This is a genomic window from Marinobacter alkaliphilus (assembly GCF_055394375.1).
This window is the reverse complement of record NZ_AP043751.1, coordinates 2,453,041-2,474,146: the sequence shown is the minus strand read 5'-3', so window position 1 is coordinate 2,474,146 and position 21,106 is coordinate 2,453,041. Positions and strand designations below refer to the sequence as shown.

General features: G+C 58.4%; 17 protein-coding genes and 1 tRNA gene. 8 read left to right on the top strand and 10 right to left on the bottom strand.

Going from position 1 to position 21,106, the window contains the following annotated elements:
* Positions 1-15 precede the first annotated feature (15 nt).
* Entirely contained in the window at positions 16-942 is a 927-nt protein-coding gene (locus ACZ5Q2_RS11305; RefSeq protein ID WP_432210112.1) for a flagellar protein MotY, read from the bottom strand.
* A 159-nt stretch (positions 943-1,101) separates the two neighbouring features.
* On the opposite strand from ACZ5Q2_RS11305, the gene pyrC reads away from it, so the two are divergent.
* Positions 1,102-2,133, top strand: a complete 1,032-nt coding sequence (pyrC, locus tag ACZ5Q2_RS11300; protein WP_061333124.1) for a dihydroorotase — start codon at positions 1,102-1,104, stop codon at positions 2,131-2,133.
* Between the two features lie 37 nt (positions 2,134-2,170).
* On the top strand, positions 2,171-2,836 hold the full coding sequence (gene rnt, locus ACZ5Q2_RS11295) for a ribonuclease T (protein ID WP_072676981.1): 666 nt from the start codon (positions 2,171-2,173) through the stop codon (positions 2,834-2,836).
* 57 nt (positions 2,837-2,893) lie between these two features.
* Here the strand turns inward: rnt and ACZ5Q2_RS11290 are convergent, their stop codons facing one another.
* The gene (locus tag ACZ5Q2_RS11290; protein WP_061333123.1) at positions 2,894-4,879 is read right to left on the bottom strand and encodes an SDR family oxidoreductase; all 1,986 of its coding nucleotides are present in this window, start codon (positions 4,877-4,879) and stop codon (positions 2,894-2,896) included.
* Between the two features lie 378 nt (positions 4,880-5,257).
* Here ACZ5Q2_RS11290 and ACZ5Q2_RS11285 point away from each other — a divergent pair, with 378 nt between their 5' ends.
* Together ACZ5Q2_RS11285 and ACZ5Q2_RS11280 are read left to right on the top strand one after the other, a co-directional pair.
* Positions 5,258-5,557: a hypothetical protein gene (locus ACZ5Q2_RS11285; protein ID WP_061333122.1), complete on the top strand. Its 300-nt coding sequence runs from the start codon at positions 5,258-5,260 to the stop codon at positions 5,555-5,557.
* 36 nt (positions 5,558-5,593) lie between these two features.
* Entirely contained in the window at positions 5,594-8,446 is a 2,853-nt protein-coding gene (locus ACZ5Q2_RS11280; RefSeq protein WP_061333121.1) for an insulinase family protein, read from the top strand.
* Here ACZ5Q2_RS11280 and ACZ5Q2_RS11275 read toward each other — a convergent pair.
* Positions 8,443-9,084 carry a TIGR04282 family arsenosugar biosynthesis glycosyltransferase gene (locus tag ACZ5Q2_RS11275; protein WP_061333120.1) on the bottom strand — a complete coding sequence of 214 codons (642 nt, stop codon included), beginning with the start codon at positions 9,082-9,084 and terminating at the stop codon, positions 8,443-8,445. The genes ACZ5Q2_RS11280 and ACZ5Q2_RS11275 overlap by 4 nt on opposite strands.
* Positions 9,071-9,790 carry a TIGR04283 family arsenosugar biosynthesis glycosyltransferase gene (locus ACZ5Q2_RS11270; RefSeq protein ID WP_061333150.1) on the bottom strand — a complete coding sequence of 240 codons (720 nt, stop codon included), beginning with the start codon at positions 9,788-9,790 and terminating at the stop codon, positions 9,071-9,073. Before ACZ5Q2_RS11270 ends, ACZ5Q2_RS11275 begins: the two co-directional genes overlap by 14 nt.
* Positions 9,791-9,884: 94 nt before the next feature.
* Here ACZ5Q2_RS11270 and ACZ5Q2_RS11265 point away from each other — a divergent pair.
* Positions 9,885-9,961 (top strand) — tRNA-Arg (locus ACZ5Q2_RS11265).
* A gap of 77 nt (positions 9,962-10,038) precedes the next feature.
* Here ACZ5Q2_RS11265 and ACZ5Q2_RS11260 read toward each other — a convergent pair.
* Entirely contained in the window at positions 10,039-10,593 is a 555-nt protein-coding gene (locus ACZ5Q2_RS11260) for a PEP-CTERM sorting domain-containing protein (protein ID WP_061333119.1), read from the bottom strand.
* A 215-nt stretch (positions 10,594-10,808) separates the two neighbouring features.
* On the opposite strand from ACZ5Q2_RS11260, the gene ACZ5Q2_RS11255 reads away from it, so the two are divergent.
* Positions 10,809-11,483: a spermidine synthase gene (locus ACZ5Q2_RS11255; protein WP_061333118.1), complete on the top strand. Its 675-nt coding sequence runs from the start codon at positions 10,809-10,811 to the stop codon at positions 11,481-11,483.
* 64 nt (positions 11,484-11,547) lie between these two features.
* Here the strand turns inward: ACZ5Q2_RS11255 and ACZ5Q2_RS11250 are convergent, their stop codons facing one another.
* Positions 11,548-12,579, bottom strand: coding sequence for a hypothetical protein (locus ACZ5Q2_RS11250; protein WP_061333117.1), 1,032 nt, complete (start codon positions 12,577-12,579; stop codon positions 11,548-11,550).
* Positions 12,580-12,793: 214 nt separating this feature from the next.
* On the opposite strand from ACZ5Q2_RS11250, the gene ACZ5Q2_RS11245 reads away from it, so the two are divergent.
* Positions 12,794-14,638 carry a diguanylate cyclase domain-containing protein gene (locus ACZ5Q2_RS11245; RefSeq protein WP_061333116.1) on the top strand — a complete coding sequence of 615 codons (1,845 nt, stop codon included), beginning with the start codon at positions 12,794-12,796 and terminating at the stop codon, positions 14,636-14,638.
* A gap of 6 nt (positions 14,639-14,644) precedes the next feature.
* Here ACZ5Q2_RS11245 and ACZ5Q2_RS11240 read toward each other — a convergent pair whose 3' ends face one another.
* From ACZ5Q2_RS11240 to ACZ5Q2_RS11225, 4 genes are read right to left on the bottom strand one after another with little or no spacing between them, the layout of a single operon-like run.
* Positions 14,645-15,268 (bottom strand): condensin complex protein MksE, encoded by a 624-nt coding sequence (locus ACZ5Q2_RS11240; protein ID WP_197463858.1) that lies wholly within the window; start codon positions 15,266-15,268, stop codon positions 14,645-14,647.
* On the bottom strand, positions 15,261-16,688 hold the full coding sequence (locus ACZ5Q2_RS11235) for a hypothetical protein (RefSeq protein ID WP_061333115.1): 1,428 nt from the start codon (positions 16,686-16,688) through the stop codon (positions 15,261-15,263). The genes ACZ5Q2_RS11240 and ACZ5Q2_RS11235 overlap by 8 nt, the downstream gene beginning before the upstream one ends.
* Entirely contained in the window at positions 16,681-19,623 is a 2,943-nt protein-coding gene (locus tag ACZ5Q2_RS11230) for a coiled-coil domain-containing protein (RefSeq protein WP_061333114.1), read from the bottom strand. Before ACZ5Q2_RS11230 ends, ACZ5Q2_RS11235 begins: the two co-directional genes overlap by 8 nt.
* A complete protein-coding gene (locus ACZ5Q2_RS11225; protein WP_061333113.1) occupies positions 19,616-20,398 on the bottom strand; it encodes a Wadjet anti-phage system protein JetD domain-containing protein in 783 nt (260 codons plus the stop codon). The genes ACZ5Q2_RS11230 and ACZ5Q2_RS11225 overlap by 8 nt, the downstream gene beginning before the upstream one ends.
* Before the next feature lie 59 nt (positions 20,399-20,457).
* On the opposite strand from ACZ5Q2_RS11225, the gene ACZ5Q2_RS11220 reads away from it, so the two are divergent.
* Entirely contained in the window at positions 20,458-21,105 is a 648-nt protein-coding gene (locus ACZ5Q2_RS11220; RefSeq protein WP_061333112.1) for an MBL fold metallo-hydrolase, read from the top strand.
* Position 21,106 lies beyond the last annotated feature (1 nt).

The following is a 21,106-nucleotide window of genomic DNA, read 5'->3' as shown; positions in this document are numbered from 1 at the left end:
CAAGTCCCGCTCCATTCAGCCTGAGAAATCCATACCCGGGCCGTTCGCCTGCTGTAACTCGGGGCGCTCGCCCTGCCGTTGCAAGCGAATGGTGGTACGGCGATTATCCGCATGCCGGCGGGAAACCGGGAACTGGTCACCGTGCCCACGCACAATCAGAAGGTCATCATCGATACCGCGGGATCGCAGATAGTCCGCCACCACATTCGCCCGCTCTTCGGACAGCGCCCGGTTATCGATGCGGCTGCCAACACTGTCTGAATGGCCGTCCACAAATATCCGCTCAACGGTGGAATCCGCCATTACGTAGGTCACGATGTTATCCAGCAGCTGCCTGTCGGTATCAGACAGGCTGGTACTGCCGCTGGCAAACGGCACTCGGGAACGACGAATCTGGTCGTAGTTCACCGGCAGCAGGCTGGATACGCACTCCCGGTAGCCCGAGTACGGGCCTGAGAAATTAACGTTGGAAAGTTGGACCCGCACGGGCCGGTCATCATAACGGGCAGCTCGTGTGACGGTCGGGCGCATCCCCTGCAACAAGCCCTGAGTCATCAGCGTTGCCTCACGACTGCTGACCGTGACCGCCCTGGGCTGGTCAGAGACCGTTACCGAGCCGATGACCCGGGGCGCCACGCCAGGACGCCAGGCTGGCGCTTCCACCACTAGCTGGCCGCGACCAGGGCGCATCACCGGGATCTCGGATTCCAGATAGAAACTCAACGCTTCGCCGGCCCGATGGCGGAAAACCGCCCTGCCGTATCCCGGTACCTCGTGTACCAGGGAACACTCAAACACAGATTCCGACAGGTACCACTGGCTGTTCTCAATGCCGGCACCGTAGCTTGTCGCCAAAACAGGCGTAGCTGTCACTGAAAGCAAAGCCGACACGCCTGCAGCTGCCAGTTTTTGATGAAGCAAATGGTGAAGCGAATAAGTCATTGTGAGAGCGCCTCGAAAACCGGGTCTGTTTCCAACATGACTGTTTAACGGCGTTCAAAATGATTACTTGAGCCACAAAGGGACTGGATTAGCAAAAACATTCCCATCCGCCTTCTGATATAATCCGCAAAATTTTTTGGCTGCTTAGCGGATACCATCATGACCAGAACACTCACCATCACCCGCCCCGACGACTGGCACCTGCACGTGCGCGACGGTGCTGTACTGAACAGCGTGGTGCCGGCCACCGCCGCCTGCTTTGGCCGGGCGATCATCATGCCCAATCTGGTGCCACCGGTAACCGACGCCGCAGCCGCCGTGGCCTACCGTGACCGGATCCGGGCAGCCGCCGGCAATACCGCCTTCGAGCCACTGATGACGCTGTACCTGACCGAAAGCATGACCCCCGAAACCATTCGGGAAGCCAAGGCCGCCGGCGTTGTCGCTGCCAAACTCTACCCCGCGGGCGCCACCACCAATTCAGAATCGGGTGTTACCGATATCAGCAATATTTACCCGGTACTTGAAGCCATGGCCGAGTGCGGCATGCTGCTTCTGGTTCACGGCGAAGTCACGGATGCCGACATTGATATCTTCGACCGGGAAAAAGTGTTTCTGGAACGGGTCCTGAGCCCAACCATCGAGGCCTTCCCGACCCTGAAAGTGGTCCTGGAGCACATCACCACGGCGGACTCCGCCGAGTTTGTGCGCGCCCACACCGGCGGCAACCTGGCCGCCACCCTGACGCCCCAGCACCTGATGTACAACCGCAACCACATGCTGGTGGGCGGTATCCGCCCCCACCTGTATTGCCTGCCGATCCTGAAACGCAACAAGCATCAGTTGGCCCTGCGCGAGGCGGTTGCCAGCGGCGATCCGCGCTTCTTCCTGGGCACAGATTCCGCCCCCCACGCCCGCGACAAAAAGGAAGCCGCCTGCGGCTGCGCCGGTTGCTATTCTGCCTACGGCGCCATTGGCCTGTACGCAGACGTCTTTGAGGAACTCGGCATTCTCGACAAACTGGAAGCCTTTGCCAGTTTCAACGGCGCCGACTTTTACGGCCTGCCACGAAACACCGACACCATTACCCTGGTACGTGAGCCCTGGACCATGCCAGAGCAACTGCCGTTGGCCGACGGTAACATCGTACCCTTGAAGGCCGGTGAAACCGTTCACTGGCGCATGGCGTAACTCATCATTCATTCATAACACGAACATCGGAGTTCGAGTGTCAGAAGAAAACAAGCCGCCACATCCTATGTCCCAACGCTTCCGTGGCTTCCTGCCTGTGGTTGTCGATGTTGAAACCGCCGGTTTCAATCCGGAGCGGGACGCCCTGCTGGAAATTGCCGCCGTCATACTGACCATGGACGACGATGGCTTGCTGCGCCGGGGGGAAACCCACGTACAGCAGATTGACCCCTTCGAAGGCGCCAACCTGGAGCAGTCTGCCCTGGACTTCACCGGCATCGACCCCTGGAACCCGGAACGTGAGGCAGTTCCTGAGCGGGAAGGCCTGAGCGAAATATTCTCCCCGATCCGCAAGGCGGTGAAAGCCCACGACTGCAAGCGTGCGGTTCTGGTCGGCCACAACGCCACCTTTGACCACAACTTTGTGTTTGCGGCTGCCTTGCGGGCCGACATCAAACGTAACCCGTTCCACCCGTTCTCCACCTTTGATACCGCAACCCTGGCTGGCCTTGCCTATGGCCACACGGTGCTGGCGCAAGCCTGTAAGCTGGCGGGCATCCCCTTCAGCAACAAGGAAGCCCACTCCGCAGCCTACGATGCAGAAAAAACCGCTGACCTGTTCTGCGGCATCGTGAACCGCTGGAAAGAGCTGGGCGGTTTTCCGCCGCCGCTCATTGAGCCAGAGGAAGAAGCGACAAGCTGATAACCGCCAGAATCAAAAAAACCCGCCGAAGCGGGTTTTTTCTTGCCTGGAGACAGCTTACCAGTAGATACCTCGCATAATGGCCGCGAACGCCACCTGCTCGGTCGACACCTTGGGCTTTTCACCCGACTTGCTACCAGCGGCAGACGGAGAATCCGGGAACATCCGGTAACCGGTGTTCATGATAATCTCACCCATCTTCGGCGCCAGGGCGTGCAGAACCTGGGCAAAGACACCCAGGCGAGTCGCAATACGCTTCGGCCGGTAAACGATGGCATCCGCCACCATCTGCGCAGCTTCATCCGGTGACAGCGTGGGTACCGAATCGTAAATCTTGGTCGGCGCAATCATCGGCGTTTTCACCAACGGCATGTTGATGGTGGTGAACGTCAGATTACGGTCAGACCACTCCGCCGCCGCACACCGGCTGAAGGCATCCAGCGCTGACTTCGACGCCACATAGGCCGAGAAACGTGGTGCGTTGGTCAGTACCCCAATGGACGAGATATTCACCACATGGCCACGGCGGCGCTCCAGCATGGCCGGCGCAAAGCCCATGATCAGGCGCACAGAACCGAAGTAGTTCAGCTGCATGGTGCGCTCGAAATCGTGGAAACGGTCAAACGACAAGGACAGCGAGCGTCGAATAGACCGGCCGGCATTGTTCACCAGTACGTCTACATGGCCGTGATTATCCAAAACCGTCTTTACAAAGCGATCACAGTCTTCCATGTCGGAAAAATCGCACTGGTACGCGTGGATATTACCGCCACGGGCTTCCAGATCGGCTGCCACTTCGTCCAGGGTTTCCTTGGTGCGGGCGCCAATCACCAGGATTGCACCGGCTTCCGCCAGCTTCTGGGCAGTTGCCAGGCCAATACCGGAAGTGGCACCGGTGACAACACACACCTTGCCTTCCACTGTTCCCTTCAGGGTGCGGTCCTTGAACAGATCCGGGTCCAGGTTACGCTCCCAGTAGTCCCAGATCACAGGCGCATAGCTTGGCAGGCGCGGCACGTCGATGCCGGTGCCTTTCAGCGCCCTTTCAGTTTCACGGGCATCGAAACGGGTCGGATAGTTGATGAACGACATTACCGACGGCGGAATGCCCATATCATCCAGAACGGCACTGGCGATGCGCTTAACCGGTGGCAGATTCTTGATGCTCTGGCGAATGAACGGGGGAATAAAGCCAAACATCCGGGAATCAATACGCATCCCCATTTTGGGAGCGTGGCCCGCCTCGCTGAAGATATTGAGGATTTCACCCACTTTATAGGGATCAGAGTCCACCAGGTGGAAACACTTGCCGTCTTCCCCTTCGAGATGGGCAATGTGATCCATGGCGTTCACCACGAAATCGACCGGCACAATGTTCAGGCGGCCGCCTTCAATACCAATGGTGGGAACCCATTGCGGCAAGGCATGGCGAATCTTCTGGATCATCTTGAAGAAGTAGTAAGGGCCGTCAACCTTGTCCATCTCGCCGGTTTCGGAATGGCCAATCACCATGCCGGGGCGATAGATACGGAACGGCACCTTGCACTCATCCCGCACCACTTTTTCGGACTCATGCTTGGTGCGCAGATAGGGGTGGTCCAGCTTCTCGGCTTCCTCAAACATGTCCTCCCGGAAGGTGCCCTTGAACAGGCCTGCCGCCGCTATGGATGACACATGGTGGAAGTGCTTGGCCGCCATGGCCTCAGCCGCCTGAACCGCCGCCCGGGTGCCCTCGATGTTGGTGGCCGCCTGGGACTCTTCATCGGCGCCCATGTCATAGACCGCCGCCAGATGGAAAAAGTGATCGACATTTCCCTTGAGGGATTTCAGGGTCTTGGCGTCGATTCCGAGGTTCTTGCTGGTCAGATCACCAATGACCGCCTTTACCCGGGACTCATCCACACCCCACCGCTCGCGCAGTTTTTCGAGTTTGCCCTGGGACTGTTCACGTACCAGGACATACACGGTACCGCCTCGGGCGAGCAGCTTTTCAACCAGAAAGCGGCCGATAAACCCGGTACCGCCTGTCAGGAAATAATTCATAGGTACTCCATCCTGCCTGTTGCTCTGTTGTTGTCATTACACCAGCACGAGTAAGACTAAAGTCTTACCTGCATTCCATTGGCCGGCATTGTACTTAATTGCAACTTTCATGTATCGAACTTTTTTAGAGCTTTTGCTCTGTAACCCTTTGTTTTTGTTAGAGCCTTTACTCTAAAAACCGGCCTTCCGCCTGGCAGAAAATGTCCCTGTTGCCGACACACTGAGTTTGAGATTAGCACAGTAAACACCTGCTGCGAGCCTTGCGACCACAATTACCGATGGGCAATGCAAGGCTCGCCCGGCAATGCGATAATCGGGAACTTACCGCGCCAGACGGCGTCACTAACTAGCCACGATCCTGAGAGTTACCAGACCAGCATGCAAAACGACAGCCCCAATACCGAACGCTACATTGCCATCGCCCGCGCCTGCCTGAAGGCCATCAACGACACCGCCGCTAACAGTGGTAGTCGGGAGGAGAAGATCCAGGCGGTCTATCAGGCGATCGACAAAGCTTTCCAGGCGGAGTTTTCCGAATATCGGCAATCCGTTGCCATCATGGCAACCGTACTTGAACGTATCGCTTCGGGCGAACTGGACGCCGACAAAGCCGCCAGCCTTGCCCGCAAAACCCTGGACCAGCAACCCGCTGGCACCCAATCCGGGATCATGCACTGAGCAAAACCCCCACTTTGACCGGACAGAAGAGGCACCATGACAGCTGACCGCCCCGTGTTCCAGAACCTGTACCGTTTCCAGTTTGTTTTGTTATTTTTACTTGGCAGTGTGCTGCTCAGCCCTCTGGCTGTTGCCGGCGCATCGCCGACCAAAAGCCCCAACGACCCTAACGAATACCGGTTTCTGGAACTGGACAACGGCCTGCGGGTGATTCTGGCCTCAGACCCCGAAGCCGACAAAGCAGCCGCCTCAATGAATGTCGCCGTTGGCAGCGGCAACGACCCCGCCGACCGCGAGGGTCTGGCACATTTCCTGGAACATATGCTGTTCCTGGGAACCGAGAAGTATCCGGACCCGGGCGAGTACCAGCAGTTCATTCGCAGCCATGGCGGCAGTCATAACGCCTTTACCGCATTTGCCGACACCAACTATTTTTTTGATGTCGAGGCAGAATTCCTTGAGCCGGCCCTTGACCGCTTCGCCCAGCAGTTCTCCCACCCGCTGTTCACACCGGAGCTGGTCGACCGGGAACGTAACGCTGTGCACTCGGAGTACACCGCCAAACTCAAGGAAGATGGCCGCCGGTTCCTGTCTGTTCTGAAGGCCGGGGGCAACCCCGATCACGCCTTCAGTCAGTTTGCCGTCGGTAACCTGACAACCCTGGAAAACACTGAAGAGAATCCCCTGAGACCAGACCTGATCCAGTTCTGGCAGGACCAGTATTCCGCCAACATCATGACACTGGCAGTTTACGGCCCGCAGCCCCTCGACCAGTTAGAGCAGATGGTCCGGGAACGCTTTATCGCCATCGAAAACCGAAACCTGACGGCCAAGACACACCCACAGCCGCTGTACGTTGAGAGCAGATTGCCCGAACGCATTACTGCTGAAAGCCTGCGAGATTCCCGCAGCATGACGCTGTCGTTCCCGATCCCATCGCAGCGGGACAATTACCGGACCAAACCGGCATCCTATGTGGCCAATCTACTGGGCCACGAGGGCCCCGGCAGCCTGTTTGACACCCTCAAACAGGCGGGTCTGGTGGAGTCGTTGTCGGCCGGGCTGGGAATGGATACCGGGGATCATGCCACGCTGGACATCCGTATGTCTCTCACGCGCGAAGGCCTCGAACGGCAGGACGAGATCATCGCGCTGGCGTTTCGGTACATCGACAAGGTCCGGCAATCCGGAGTTAACGAAGACCGCTTCGAGGAAATGAAACAGCTTGCGGTGATTGACTTCCGGTTTCGCGAGCGCAGTGAGCCGATGCGCGAAGCCATGCGCCTATCCAGCCTTTTACGGGACTATCCACCGGAAGATCTGTTGAGCGCGCCCTGGCTGATGGATCGTTACGCTCCGGAACAGTACAAAGCGCTTCTGGAACGCCTGACACCCGATAACCTCAAAGTCTGGGTGTTTGCCCCCAACCGGAATTTCGAAGCGCCACAGTTTACGCAGTGGTATCAGACACCCTGGCAGAGAGCGCCGCTCAGCGTCGAAAGTGAAGTAGAGTCCACGCTGGCTGAGCGCCTGGCCCTACCCGCCGCCAATCCGTTTGTTCCGGAAAACCTGGAGCTGGTGCCCGGAAACACCATGGCCCAGCCAGTGCTGCTGGACGAACTGGATGGCCTGGCTGTCTGGTACGCCAGGGACACCCAGTTCAACACGCCCAAAGCCAACGTGTTTATCAGCCTGCGCACTCCGCAGGCGAGATCCTCCGCCCGCAACGAGGTGCTAACCCAATTGCTGGTGGACGCCATCGATACCAACCTGAACGCCTGGGCCTATTCTGCGCGGCTGGCCGGGCTGGACTACAGCATTTACCCACATCTTCGGGGTGTGACCATCCGGGTGGGTGGCTATAACGACAAGCTCTACAAGTTGGTGAACCGGATTCTGCTGGAATTTGCAGATCCCAAGTTTACTGAGCAGCGTTTCGACGTTGCCCGGCAGAGACTGATCGATGGTCTTGAGAACAAAGCCAAAGACCGGCCGGTTCAGCAAACCTCGGAATTCATTCAAACGGCCCTCATCGATGGCACCTTTCCGGTACCGGATAAACTCGCTGCCGCGCGTGAAGTCACCCTGAACGAACTGGAAGCCTTTGGCGCCCGCCTGGTTGCACAAACAGACCCGGTAATGCTGGCCCACGGCAACCTGACGGAGGCAGCGACACTGAATATGGCACGGCAGGTTCAGGCCATGGTATTGAACAATCGGGAGCGCACCACGGTAGACCGCTCGCGCATGCGCCAGCTGCCGCAGGGTCAAACCCTGGCGACGCTGACTCTGGAACACCCGGATACCGGCTATACGCTGTACTTGCAGGGGCGCGACACCTCCTATGAGGAGCGGGCAAGGTTCCGCCTGCTGGCGCAGATTCTGAGCAGCCCCTTCTATGAGGACATCCGTACCAACCGCCAGCTGGGCTACATCGTTTACGCCACCGCTTTCGAGATACTGGAAACACCGGCCCTGGGGCTGGTTGTGCAATCTCCGGAAGCAACGGCTGAAGCCATTGACCAGGCGGTGATGGAATTCGCTGAAGGGTACGCAGACCGTCTGGCAGAGTTAACGTCCGAGCGACTGGCTCGGGAGAAACAAGCGGTGATCAGCCAGTTGCTTCAGCGAGACCGGCAGTTAGGTGAGGTGTCGGGCCGTTACTGGCGGGAAATCGACCGGGGGAACACCGCCTTCGACAGCCGGGAGCGCCTGGCGGACGCCATTCAAAAAGTTACCCTGGATCAGCTGAAAACGACCTTCCGCAACGCCATGATAGAGCGCCAAAGGGCACTGCTGGTGGTTACGGGCGATGATGGCGAGAACAGCCGGTCCGTTCTTGACCGACTGCGCCAGCGGGATGCCGTGCCAGCCCGAGTAGAACGCTAACGTTGGCCAACCATACGCCGGAAGCGCTGCCAGTCTTCCGGCTCGTCCACATCCCAGCGGGGTTCCAGCAGGTAAACGCTGAGCCCCGCCGCATCCATCCTCTGCAGGGTTTGCTGCATAACATCTGGCGTACCCCAGGCAATACCTTCCAGCGCACCGGGCGCCAGCCTGCGAGCACCGATTAACACGTAACCACCATCATCCGACGGGCCCAGCACCACATCGTAATGCTCCAGAGCCGCTACCGCGGAGCGCACATAACCGGGGTCTACTGATGGACAATCACTGCCAATCACCACCGCCCGGTGATGAGATGCAATACCCTGCCCCAACGCCCTGGCCATTCGCTCCCCCAGATCGCCACCTTGCTGAAAAGACTGGGGCAATTTGGCTGCTTCGATATTGGCCAGCAAGGGAGCAGCTTCTTCAGGCGGCTGATCCAACGGACGATCCCACCAGAAGCTGACGTCATAGCCCGTGGCACACAGATTATCCAGTACCTCCAGACTCAGGGTGATATGGGCCTGTAGCGCGCCCTCAATACCGAGGGCCGGAATTAACCGGGTTTTGACCCGGCCCGCCTGCGGCCATTTGGCAAACTGCATGAGAATCGCCGGTGAATGATCAGTGTCTAGCATGGCGCACGTTCCTCCGCCAAAGGGCAGCCAGGGATTCGGGACTGTCGCCCCGCCAATAACGCCAACGCAGGCGCCACATCAGCACAATTGTGGGCCACACACCGCCCTGCTCCCAGCGCCGGCTGTCGGTAATTACCACCGAAGAAATACAGTAAGGGCGTGCCACCAGTTTCAGGCGTTTGGACAACTCCACATCTTCCATCAATGGCATGGCGCGATAGCCACCCAACGCCTCGAACACGTCCCGACGCACGAAAATACCCTGGTCCCCCGTGCAAACGCCGGTGAGCCGGGAGCGCCAGTTCATAAACCAGGCAATCACAGAAAACATGACGTGCCGGCCGCTCAGGCGAACGTCAAATCGCCCCCAGGGGCGACCAAGGCGTTGGCTTTCAGTTAACTGTTCGAGGGCATCGGGGGGAAGGCGCGTATCCGCATGCAGGAACAAAATCAGGCCGCCACGGGCAGCGGCAGCGCCCGCGTTCATTTGCACTGCCCGCCCAGGTTCAGATACCAGCAACCGGTCACACAACGGGCGCGACAAGTCAGCCGTGTTATCCGGGCTGCCGCCGTCTACCACAATCACTTCGTGACCGGCCTGGCGGATGGGCTGTAGCCTCTGCAAAGATTCTTCAATACCGGCCGCCTCCCGCCACACGGGTACGACCACGCTTAAAGACAAAGCAATCCGGGTATTGGCATCCATAAAAGCGACAGACCAAGAGAACAAGGCCCAACCATAACCGGACACCCCTTGAGCCACAAGCCCTTGCCGGCTATCATACCGCCTCTTCTGAAATGCCCCCGTAGCTCATCTGGATAGAGCGTCCCCCTCCTAAGGGGAAGGTAGCAGGTTCGAGTCCTGCCGGGGGTACCAAACAACCTTATTCAAGTGTTGTTATTACCCTCGACCACTGAACACTCTTGCACCCTGAGAGAGAAGGTCAACCGCCTCTAGCAGGGTACCCGGGAAACGCCCCTGATTGACTTGACCCATCGGTACCCGGCAATCCCCAGCAAACCCGCAAGCAACAGCAATAGACTGGAAGGCTCGGGGACCTTGGCCGGCGCAATCTTCTTAAGGCGACCAGTCAGCCAGTAGTAGTCCCCAGAGTCCCGATTACCGACGTGCGCACCCTCAAACGGTGCGGTGAGGTGCAGGTTGTCGAAAATATCCTTGCCGGCCTCGAGGTAAAACAGGTCGAGAAAAAGGAAAAACTCAAAGTTATCTACCACAAAGGGTTCGAATCCGTTCTCGTAAAGGGCGTCGGTATCGGATATCGGTTGGTCATACATCAACGGTACAAGCCCAGTCCAACTGAACGTTATCGGGTCACTGGTAAACTGAACAGAAACCAGGCCACGCAGCACCGAATCAACCTCGATTATCGCGGTGGCATTATGACTCTCGTACGGGTTCATAATGGGGTGGTCGTAGCTGTAGGTGATTAGCGCGGCGTTTGCGGCCGGCGCCAAACAGGCAAGCACAATAGTCAGTAGATTCTTCACGCGTTCAGTCCCTCGATTTACCTATGATCCATCAGGGTAATTTAAAGCAATTATCGAACCATGGCACGTATCACTGGGTTTTCAAACGGCCAGCAAAACGGCGCACCACTCACATGTAAAATATTCTGACACCGAATATTTGGAGCGCTCACGCTTAGCTGCGCCCAGTTTGGGGTTACAATGCCGCCTACCCTGTCACCACCGGAATCCATCGAATGGCCCGCTTTAACGAAATTGGCACCGCAACCATCCCCGGCAACGGCACCCGCTTGCGCCTGCTGCAGCGCAATGACGAGTTTTCCATCAAGATCGCTGGGGCGCCTGGTGAACTGATGAACAGCCGGTTGCATGGTTCTGAAGATGCCCTTGCCACGCTGGCCTGTGAACGCCTGAGCCATCTGCCAGAGCCGCGTATTCTGATTGGCGGGCTGGGGATGGGTTTTACCCTGGCGGCGGCACTGGCATCAACCGGTGAAAAAGCGCGGGTGACGGTGGCGGAGCTGGTCCAGGAGGTTGAAATATGGAACCGTGGCCCCCTGGGCTCGGCGGCCGGCTATCCGCTGAACGATGCCCGAGCCCAGGTGCACATAGGCGACGTGGCAGAACTTCTGAGACAGGGTGATGGCAACTGGGATGCCATTTTGCTGGATGTTGATAACGGCCCGGAAGGCCTTACCCGCAAGGAAAACAACTGGATTTACTCACCCGAAGGCATTGCTGCTGCCCAGAAATCCCTGAGTAGGGACGGCATTCTGGCCTACTGGTCCGCCGGCCCGGAACACGCCTTCACCGAACGCCTGCGCCGTGCCGGGTTCTCGGTGGAACCGGTGGTTGTGCGGGCCCTGCGCCCCGGCAAGGGAGCCAGGCACACTATCTGGCTGGCCTGGTAATTTGGGGTCAGACCCCAGAACATTTCACCGCTTCAAATGTCTTGGGGTCTGACCCCAAAATTTATTACTGCACTCGGGAGCGCCTGGCGGGAACAAACCACAGGCAAACCCGCGTCATCCAGCGTAACAGCAACAGGAACGGCAGCAGAATCAGGAACCAGCCGGGTACCTGTACCATCCACGGTGGCACGCCGAGTACTTTGGCAGCGCCGGCGAACAGGTCGTTCAGCACCAACGGGTGTCGAACGGCCACATAGGCCAGGGCAGCCACGGCGGGCCATTTGGCATGACCAACCATAACCGAGGCCATGCGCCCGGCCCGGGCAAGGCGCGTGCTGTAAGCCGCTGAACGGGCAGTGACGGTAGAAGCCCGCGCCGTGGTGGCTGCCGCCCTGCCCGCTTTCAGAAACTTCACCGCACTGCCGATAACAATGGCATCCACGGCGGCCCAGCCCACATCGCTGGCACGAATGGGCTGATCGGTGCGATACCGGGATTCCAGGGTGCGAATGCCGCTGGTAAAGAACTGGGTAACGCCTTCGGTGATGCGATCGGTCCAGATCCACTCGACATTCCCGTCCGGGCCCACCACAAACTGACCGGTGAAATCCTGCCCTTCCTTGTTGGCAAAATTGACGGCATACCAGGCGCGCTGTTCGGGTGTGAGGGTTTGGCGGGTTCCGGCCACGCGATTCATTACTTCGATGGACCGAACTGGGTTCTGGTAGAAGTGAATCACAGGGGGAACCAGATACTCACCGTGGGCTTTCAAGGCATCCTGGAACTCGGGTTCCTCCCCGAATAACTCCATCAGAAACCTGGTGTGTTCCGGGTACACCTGCAGCGCCGCCTGGGCCTTCAACAACAGCAGGCGGTCGTCCCGATAATCAAGCAGCAGGGCCTGCACCGGCAGTGGCTCGGCAAGCACCGTCGAACCTGCGCCAAATACATCCTGGGCATGCAGGCGTACCAGCCGCTCTTCCACCGGTTGCGGCTGAAACCGAACCGCCACCAGCACGGCAACAGCCAGCGCAATCAGTGCCAGCCAGAGCACACTCCGGCGACGGTGGGTTCTGAACAGCACAGGCTCTTGCATCGAGTACTCCCGGCAACCTGAAAGGTTTTAGTCTACACGGAACGCCGGCACCATAGGAGTCATGCATCGCTAACCGCTGTCCCTTCAAGGAACACAGGAGAGTGCAAGCCATTTGACCCGTAGCAGTTTATTACATAAAAGTACCGCAATCCGCTTTACGGTTTGCAAGAAACGGATACCATTGCCTCAGGTAGTGCTTTTCGGACCCGTCTTGATGGATATTTTTGAGCAGAAACGCCGCATCATCACCACCGCCATTGTTGCCGTGGTTATGACGGGCATCATTATTGCCGCAGTGGTTTCTGCTCCACTGATCAACCAGATTCACACCCAGGCGGCACAGACAGCTGAGGGCGTTGCAGACGCGAAAGCAGAGAACGTCAGAGCTGTTTTTGATCAGCACCAGGACCTGGCCCGCCAGACCGCCAGCCGCTCAGAACTGGCAAAGGTGCTGGGCCAACACGCCAAAGGTGAGGTTTCAGCCGGTGTTGTGCACACGTTTTCCCGCCCGAGACTGCAAGACGCAGCCCGAATCATAGAAGACCTTGCAGTATTAATCCGATACGACGCTGCCGGCAACGAACTGGTCAGGGTCGGGCCCTGGGCCAATGATCTACCTGCGGATATCCCTCTCTCCGATACCCTGGACATCAATGCATTCGCGCTGGTGTCCGGCGAAACCAGCGGCCCGCTGCTGCAGGCAGCAAGCCCAATACTGGCCGAAGGACGGGTGGTAGGTTATGACCAGCTCCTGTTCTCGCCGGACTCTCTGGCGCAGGTCTTCCAGGGTCAGCCGGATTCATCACTTTGTCTGCTCGACAGCCAGAGAACCAAGCGTATTATCCTGAACCCACAGACGGATCAGATCGAGCTAACGGCCCCTGAGGGCTGCCTGGCTGTCAGGCAGGGAGTGTCCACCCGAGACCGCTCCGGTGCTTTCCGGGCAAGGCTTGACGATGGTTCCAGAGTGCTCACGTTCCACCGGCCACTGGCGGGTTATGGCTGGGAACTGCATATGTACACCCGAACCTCACGGGTTTTCGCCGACGTTATCGTTGATATCATGATCAGTATTCTGGCTATCCTTATGCTCTCTGCGCTTGCGGGGTTGCTGGTCTGGAGGTCACTGAAACCGATTGTCGGCGCGATGGTAAAGCAAACGTCTCAGATCGCCCGTTCCACCGAAGAGCTGCGGCTGGCCTACCAGGTGTTCGAACACACTCATGAGGCGATTCTGATCACCGATGCAAACTTTATGATCGTTCGGGCCAACCCTGCTTTTTCCGACATTACCGGTGAAGCAAACAGAGCGTTACATCGCAAGCCACTGACAGACTTTCTGGACTGTCAGAAAGGAAAAGGTGTTGTTCTGGAGGAGATTCGGAAACAGCTGGTCACGGTGAACGCCTGGCAAGGTGAGGTCTGGCTGAAGGGCCATCAGGGCCTCACCATTCCCAACCTGATGACGGTGTCACCCGTCAGAAACAAAAATGGCCAGATCCGGCAACTGGTGCTGACCTTCAGCAATATCACGGAGCGGGTACAGGCCGAGAAACAGATGATCCGGCTTGCCCATTACGATGAACTGACCGGCCTGCCTAACCGGGTGGCACTGGAGAACCACCTGGAGCAGGCCATTCAGCAGGCGCGCCGGGATAACAGCCATTTTGCCCTGATGTTCCTGGATCTGGATAAGTTCAAGCCTGTGAATGATAACTATGGCCATCAGGTGGGTGACGAGCTGCTACGCAATGTTGGCAAGCGTCTGAAACACTGCATTCGCAGCAGCGATGTGGTGGGCCGGCGAGGCGGTGACGAGTTTGTGGTGATTACCGGGCCGCTGCATGGCGATGACGACGCCAAGCCTATTGCCGACAAAATCGTCGCCGTTCTGAACGATGTTTTCCACATCCAGGGGCACAATATCCAGATAGGCGCCTCTGTTGGCGTTGCGCTCTATCCGGACCACGGCTTGGCGGCGGAAGACCTCCTGAAACAGGCGGACGCCGCCATGTATCGCGTTAAAACCAGTGGCCGTAACGCCGTGGCCTACGCCTGAAACCGCTCAGGCCTGCTCATATTCCTGCACCAGCTGGCCGAGAAAATACAGGCCTGCAGAACTAAGAAAATACCGCCCGGCACCAGCCCGGAACACCAGATTTCGCTTCTCCAGGTAATCCAGGGCTTCCGTGAGGCCTTTCTCGAACCGGGCGGCCCGGAGAATGTCCTGGTACTCGTCGTCTCCGGCCATAGCTTCAAGGTCCTGCTCATTCAGGCCGGCGTCTGGCCGCCCCAGGTAATCCAGATCCCTCCCGCTGCGGGCAAAGTAACGACCAATCAACAACAACACTACTTGTACCCTGAAGGCGTTCTCATCGTGCTCTTCGCTCTCATCGTCGCTGCTTTCTTTCAGGAAGAAAAATGCGCCGGTTTCATTGAATACAAGCTCACTGCCCAGGTGTTCGTAAAAGGTGCGAAAGTGGGATAAGTGGTTGTACAGCAGGTTGTATAGTGGATTGGCCCGCAGCTCCGAGCGGTTGTTGTCCCACACGTCCCGCACGATCACCCGGCCGGCCTGGAACTCACGGTAGATGGCGGCGCTGTGGGCGGGCAGGATCTGCTCGAAGCTGCCGACGGGCGCTGCGCTAAGGCTGTTTTCCGTCTCGGTCATGTCAGAAAAATCAGGCATGGCTTGGCTCTTGTTTGATGTCGGTTACGCCGGGTTCAAGCCGGCGTTTTCGGTAGACGAATTGCTCGCTGTCCGGCGCCTGCTCCAGGGTGCGGAAGCGGTTGGTGGTGACCACCTGCATACCCTCAGGTGGCGAATTCACCAAGCGGTTCAACGCTGCCAGCAGGTCCGGAAAGCGGTAGCCGGGAATAAAACCATCCAGCCGGCCGTGCAGCTCCCGCACCAGATCCGCCGTAGGCCTCAGCTCCAGCGTTTCCAGCCACTGGTAAAGCTGGTTGATGCGCTGAACGTCGATACGACTATGGCGGCCGCTGCCATCCACTTCCTGCAGCACCGGCACTTCCGCTTTGCGGCGAAGATCACTCAGGCGCAGGTCCAGTTCGCTGAACAACAGCTGGTAGTAGCTGGAAGACTGGCCAAAGGCATAATGCTTGGGCCGCTGTTGTGCCCGCAGCCCCACCAGAAATCCGGTGCTGCGGGCAAACTCCCCACCTTCCAGCCACTTGCGGCGCAGGCTGAGGGTTTCGGTGTCGTCTTTGAGCGCCCGCAGCTTGCCGTAGAAGTGCTCCATAGCATTGTACTGGGCCATGCCCCGGCGGGTTTTGCGCAGGAAGTGCTCCACTTCCTGGGCCACTGCCTGAATGGGTTTGTACAGCGCGTTCAGGCTGAGGGACGAGCGGAAAATCTGGTCCGCCAGGCTGTGGTTGTCGTTGGTTTCCAGCAAACGGACCATGGCTTCCAGGGTTTCGAACAAATTGCTGCCATCGGGCAGACGGGTGTCCGGGTTCAGGAAGACCAGGGTGGGTTTAATGTGCCGGTCGTAAAGGGTCACGATTTGTTCAAACAGGTTATGGCGAAACTCCAGGTACTTTTCCGGTGCCCGGCTGGCATCACCAGACAAGTCCGCCAGCTGGGCACTGATGGTTTGCATCCGCAGCACGTTCTGGCGCAACAGGCCGATGAGCTGGCTAACCCGTTCGTTCAGGTCGTCCCGCAGTTCGGTGTAATCCGGGTCTGCTTCACTGAAACTGCTGATTTCAAGGCGGTTGCGTACATCCCGCAGGGTCACCAAATGGCCCCGCAGGCGGGCGTCGGTCAGCTCCTGATACAGCGAGGCGTTACAGGCGCGCATCAGATTGATCAGGGCGTCCTGGAACACCAGCCGGCGCTCGCCGTCGGCCTTGATGATGTCGATGATCAGGCCGCTACGGAACAGGTTGTCGGTGTTCATGGCCAGCCGGACCCGGTCCCGGTCGGCCTTACCGAGGTTACCGGTATAGTCCATCACCTCGGTCACCAGGTCGCTTTCACGAATGTAGCGGGCCTCATTCCGGTCCATGCGTTCGATCATTCGGAACAGGATCTTCGGGTGCTCGAACAGCAGCCGGGTGGTATCCAGGGTGCTGAAGCGCTTACTCATCCACCGGCTCCAGCAGGCTGTTTTGGGTCTGGTCCGCCCAATGGCTCAGCGGTTCGCCGCCGGTGAAGCCTTCGGCGCCGCCCCAGAACACCAGGGTCCGTTGCGGGCTGTATGGCCGCGCCGTGCGCATTTGCCCCACTTCCAGGTGCCGACCAATCAGGTAGATCACTTCGGCACTGGCACTGTGAGTGGCGGCGGAGAACAGGTTGAAGCCCTGTCTGCGCAGCCGTTCCAGCAAGGACGGCATCTGGCTGATATCTACACTGGCCAGCTCATCCAGCACCATGGGGAACGACAACTGCACGCCCGGGTACAGCACCCGCTTGAGCAGCCGGTACACCAGTTCCAGGTTGATCAGCGCGGTGGTGGAGGTGGACTGGCCTTTCTTGTCCAGGTTCGCGGCGTTTTCCTTGCGGGTGCGGTAGGAAATGCCGGTGATCACCTTGTCCATGGTCAGGCGTTTGCTGCCGCCCTGCTCGCCGAAAAAGTCGGCCACAAACACCCGCAGGCGGTCGTAGAAGGCGTCGGACTGCAACTGGTTGCCGTACGGGTCGATGTTGTTGGCTTCTTCCACCAGGTTGCGGAATTTCGGGTCGGTGTGGATGTCCACCCGAATTTCCACCAGGTCGTTGATGCGAACGCCGTCCAGCTCCCGATTGAGCTGGGCTTCAAAGCGCGCAATGTGTTCGTGGTTGGATTTCAACGCCTGGCGGTAGCTGGCCACGGTCTCGTTGTGGATGGCAATCTGCTCTTCCAATACCTGCCAACGCTCGGCCATACCGGCGAACAGGTCCGCAAGACTCTTGAAGGTCTCACGAATAATGGACGACGCTGGGCTATCTTTCTGCAACTCGCCGTCGCTGTCCTCGTGGATGCCCAGATAAACGAACTGGCGCAGGTGATCGAGTATGTTGCGGCGCCGTTCTTCCAGATCGTCCAGCTGGGTTTGCAGGTCGTCAAAGGCGGCAGCGGAGACTTTCTCAATGGCCAGTGGCTGTTCCGCGTCCACCGCTTTCAGGTGCGGGAAGCGGTGTTCAACGGTGCCTACGCTACGGCTCAGGCCCGCCAGCTCCCGCTCCCGTTCCTCGATGCGGTCTTTCTCAGCCTTGGCCTTGGCGGCCTTCTGTTGCACCGCGTCCTGTTTTTCCTGCTCCAGGCGGGCTTGCTCGTCCAGTTTGGCGAGCTGTTCTTCCGCCGCCAGCTTTTCCTCCGTCGCGTCTTTCAGGGTAGTGGCCGCCGCCGGATAGCGCTGTAGCGTTTCCAGGTCTTTCTCAATAGCGCGGATTTCTTTTTCCGTTCGCTCAATCAGCCGGGGCCGGTCGTGTTCCTGATTGGCGGTGTCCGCGAGCTCTGAACGTTCTCTTTCAAGGCTGTTTCGTTCACTTTCGATGTGATGCCGCTGTTCGGCAAAGTTGGTGTGGCGAGCGGGTTGGCTCTGGTATTCGGCGTCAAACCAGTCAAAACCCTGATCGTTGGGTATGAACAATCGCGCGAAGGCTTCAATAGTGGACTTGCTGTCCGCATCCAGATCCTGACCCGGACTGGCCATCATCAACCGGGGATCGACAGCACGAAGCGGCGCGGCGGTGGCTTCGTCCAGCTGGTTCTGCAACTGCCACTGCTGCTTGCTTTCCCGGTCTCTCAGACTTTCCAGCTGTCGTTCCAGGTCCAGCTTCTTGCGCTGGATCTGTTCCAGACGAATCTCCGCCTGGGCGGCGCTTTTCAGGGCGGCGAGGTGGCCCTTCTTGCTTTCCAATTCTTCGGTCTGGATGTCCGCGATTTCCTGCAGGGTCATCTCGCCGTATTGCGCAACCAGCAGCTCGCCGTCTTTCTGACTCTGCTCCGCCTGCTTGATGCGACGGTCAGCGGAGCGGATCTCGCCTTTCAGTCCGCTGACTTCCTGTTCCAGTTTTTTCAGGGTTTGCAGCACGTGGCGCAGGGTGTCGTTCTGTTCGTTAAAGGCGTCCAGCGCCACCCGCCGTTTGGCGCCGATGTCCGCCAGGGCACTGGCCACGCCGTCCCGAAAGGCGGCAAAATCGTGCTGGCTGCGCAGCAAAGTCTGATAGGCCTGGTAGTCGCGGTTCAGCTTCTCAAACCTTGGTCGCTCCTTCTCGATTCGGTTGAGCTGGCTTTGCTGCTGTTTCAGTTGGTCATGGCGATTCAGAAAATCGTCGATGTTGAAATCGAAGGCATCATCGGCAAACTTCTTGTCCGCCTCGATGATACTGGCCACCGCATTGGCCATGGCCTGGTCGTCGGCCTTCATCTCGAACAGCAGCAAAATCAGCGTGCGCAGGGACTGCACCCGGCGCTCGTCGGATTCCCCCAACGGCAACACCGAATAGCGCACGGCATTGGCGTTCATTAGCTCGCTGCTGTAGAGCATGGATTTGAGTTTGGCGGGGTCGTTGACCAGCTTCGTATCTTTCGACAGCTTTTTCAGGGCTTCGGATAACCGGCTAAACGACAACTCCGGCACCGCTTGGCCAATGCCATCTTCATCGTCGCCATTCCAGAACAGCGGCCGCAGCTGGTCGTAGCTCACGGGCACAAAGGCCCGGCCATAGCTGAGCTGGCTGGCGTTGTCCCGGTATAGAATCTGGCAATGGGTGCCCGCCGGGTTCTCCGCTTCCATGATGAGAAAGCTGAACTGGCTGGGGAAATAGTGCTGGTAGCTTTCTTCGTTGGTGTAGAAACTGCCGGCACTGGCGTTGCGGAAAGCAAACTTCTTGCGGCTGTTCTTGAAGTTGTTCTCCGGCAACAGGAACAGGCGCAGGGAGTTCAGCAAGCTGGATTTACCCAGATTGCCCGGCCCCAGAATCAGGCCATGGTTATCCACCGGAATTTCCACATAACAGAAGCCGGCGGAATCCACCAGCACCAGGCGGCGAATGCCGAAGGTAAAGGTGCTCGCGCTCGCCTGTGAATCACTCATCCAGAATCATCTCCTGTTCCATGAATTTGCCGGTGGCCCGGAAAGCCTGCGCCAATGACACAAACCCCAGATCTTCCGCCAGCATGATGGCCTTTGTAAACCTTTCGGTGGCGTCCGGGGTTTTGCGGAAGCGGCTCAGCCAGAGCTGCCAGTCAGCCGGCTGCAGATAGCAGGCTTTGTTGCCCAACGCCGATCGCACCGATGCAAACATCTGCAGGCCGCCGGCATCGTAATCAAAGGCGCAGAGCACCTCATCGTAACCGGCCAGCCAGTTCAGGTCTGCCGTGCGGGTAATCCGGTTACCTCCGCCAAGTACTACATCACAATCTTTCAGAGCCACGGGCTCGCCAAGGCACTCCCCGGTAAAGGCCAGCATCTGGCGGTAATGATAAAAATTGCGTTCGTTTTCCACCACCAGCACCCGGGATGCAGGCGTATAAGCAATATCCACCGAATCCCCGGCAATCACTACCGAGTCCGGCCGGTGGCCGGTCAAGGCGTGATGATACACCAGCAGGAAACTCACCTCGGTGCCATGGCGGTGGGAATCGCCCTTCCTCGCCGCATCTACCCGGCTCACCGGGGCTGCAGCCTGCTCCCGAAGCGCCTCAAAGGCAGCCTCATCCAGAACGGTTACCCGCCAGCGGTTCGGCCCCGCCTTTTCCGTTGAAAAAAGCTCACGATGTCGCTGGCGCAGGACATCCGGCAACTTTTTCAGAAAGGCCTCGTAGTTGATGGCCTGGCCCTGAAGGATTTTCTCGAGGTAGTTGTTCAATGGCTCACCTGTTGTCGCCTTGGTAAACTTGTCAGAAAGTTTACAACCCGAGGCAGATTATGTCCCTGAAGTACCGCGTGATTCCCGTCACTCCCTTTGAACAGAACTGCACCCTGCTCTGGTGTACCGAAACCCATAAAGCAGCGGTCGTAGACCCGGGCGGGGATCTGGATCGCATTCGGGCAGCAGCGAAAGCCGAAGGCGTTACCCTGGAGAAAATTCTGCTCACCCACGCCCACATTGACCACGCCGGCGGTACCGCCGAGCTGGCAAAGTCGGAAGAACTGCCCATCGAAGGCCCCCATAAGGAAGATAACTTCTGGATTCAGGGCCTGGCCATGCAGGCGCAGATGTTCGGGTTTCCGGCGCCGGAGGTGTTCACGCCTAACCGCTGGCTGGAAGACGGGGATACGGTGACCGTTGGCAATGAAACCCTGGAGGTGTTGCACACTCCGGGCCACACGCCGGGCCATGTAGTGTTTTTCCATCGTGGATCAAAGCTGGCCCAGGTGGGTGACGTGCTGTTCAATGGCTCTATCGGCCGAACGGATTTCCCGAAAGGCGACTACAACACTCTGATTCATTCCATCCGGGAAAAACTGTTCCCCCTGGGGGATGATGTGAACTTCATCTGCGGCCACGGCCCTATGTCCACTTTCGGCCAGGAACGGGCTACCAACCCTTTCGTGTCGGATCACCGGGGCTGAG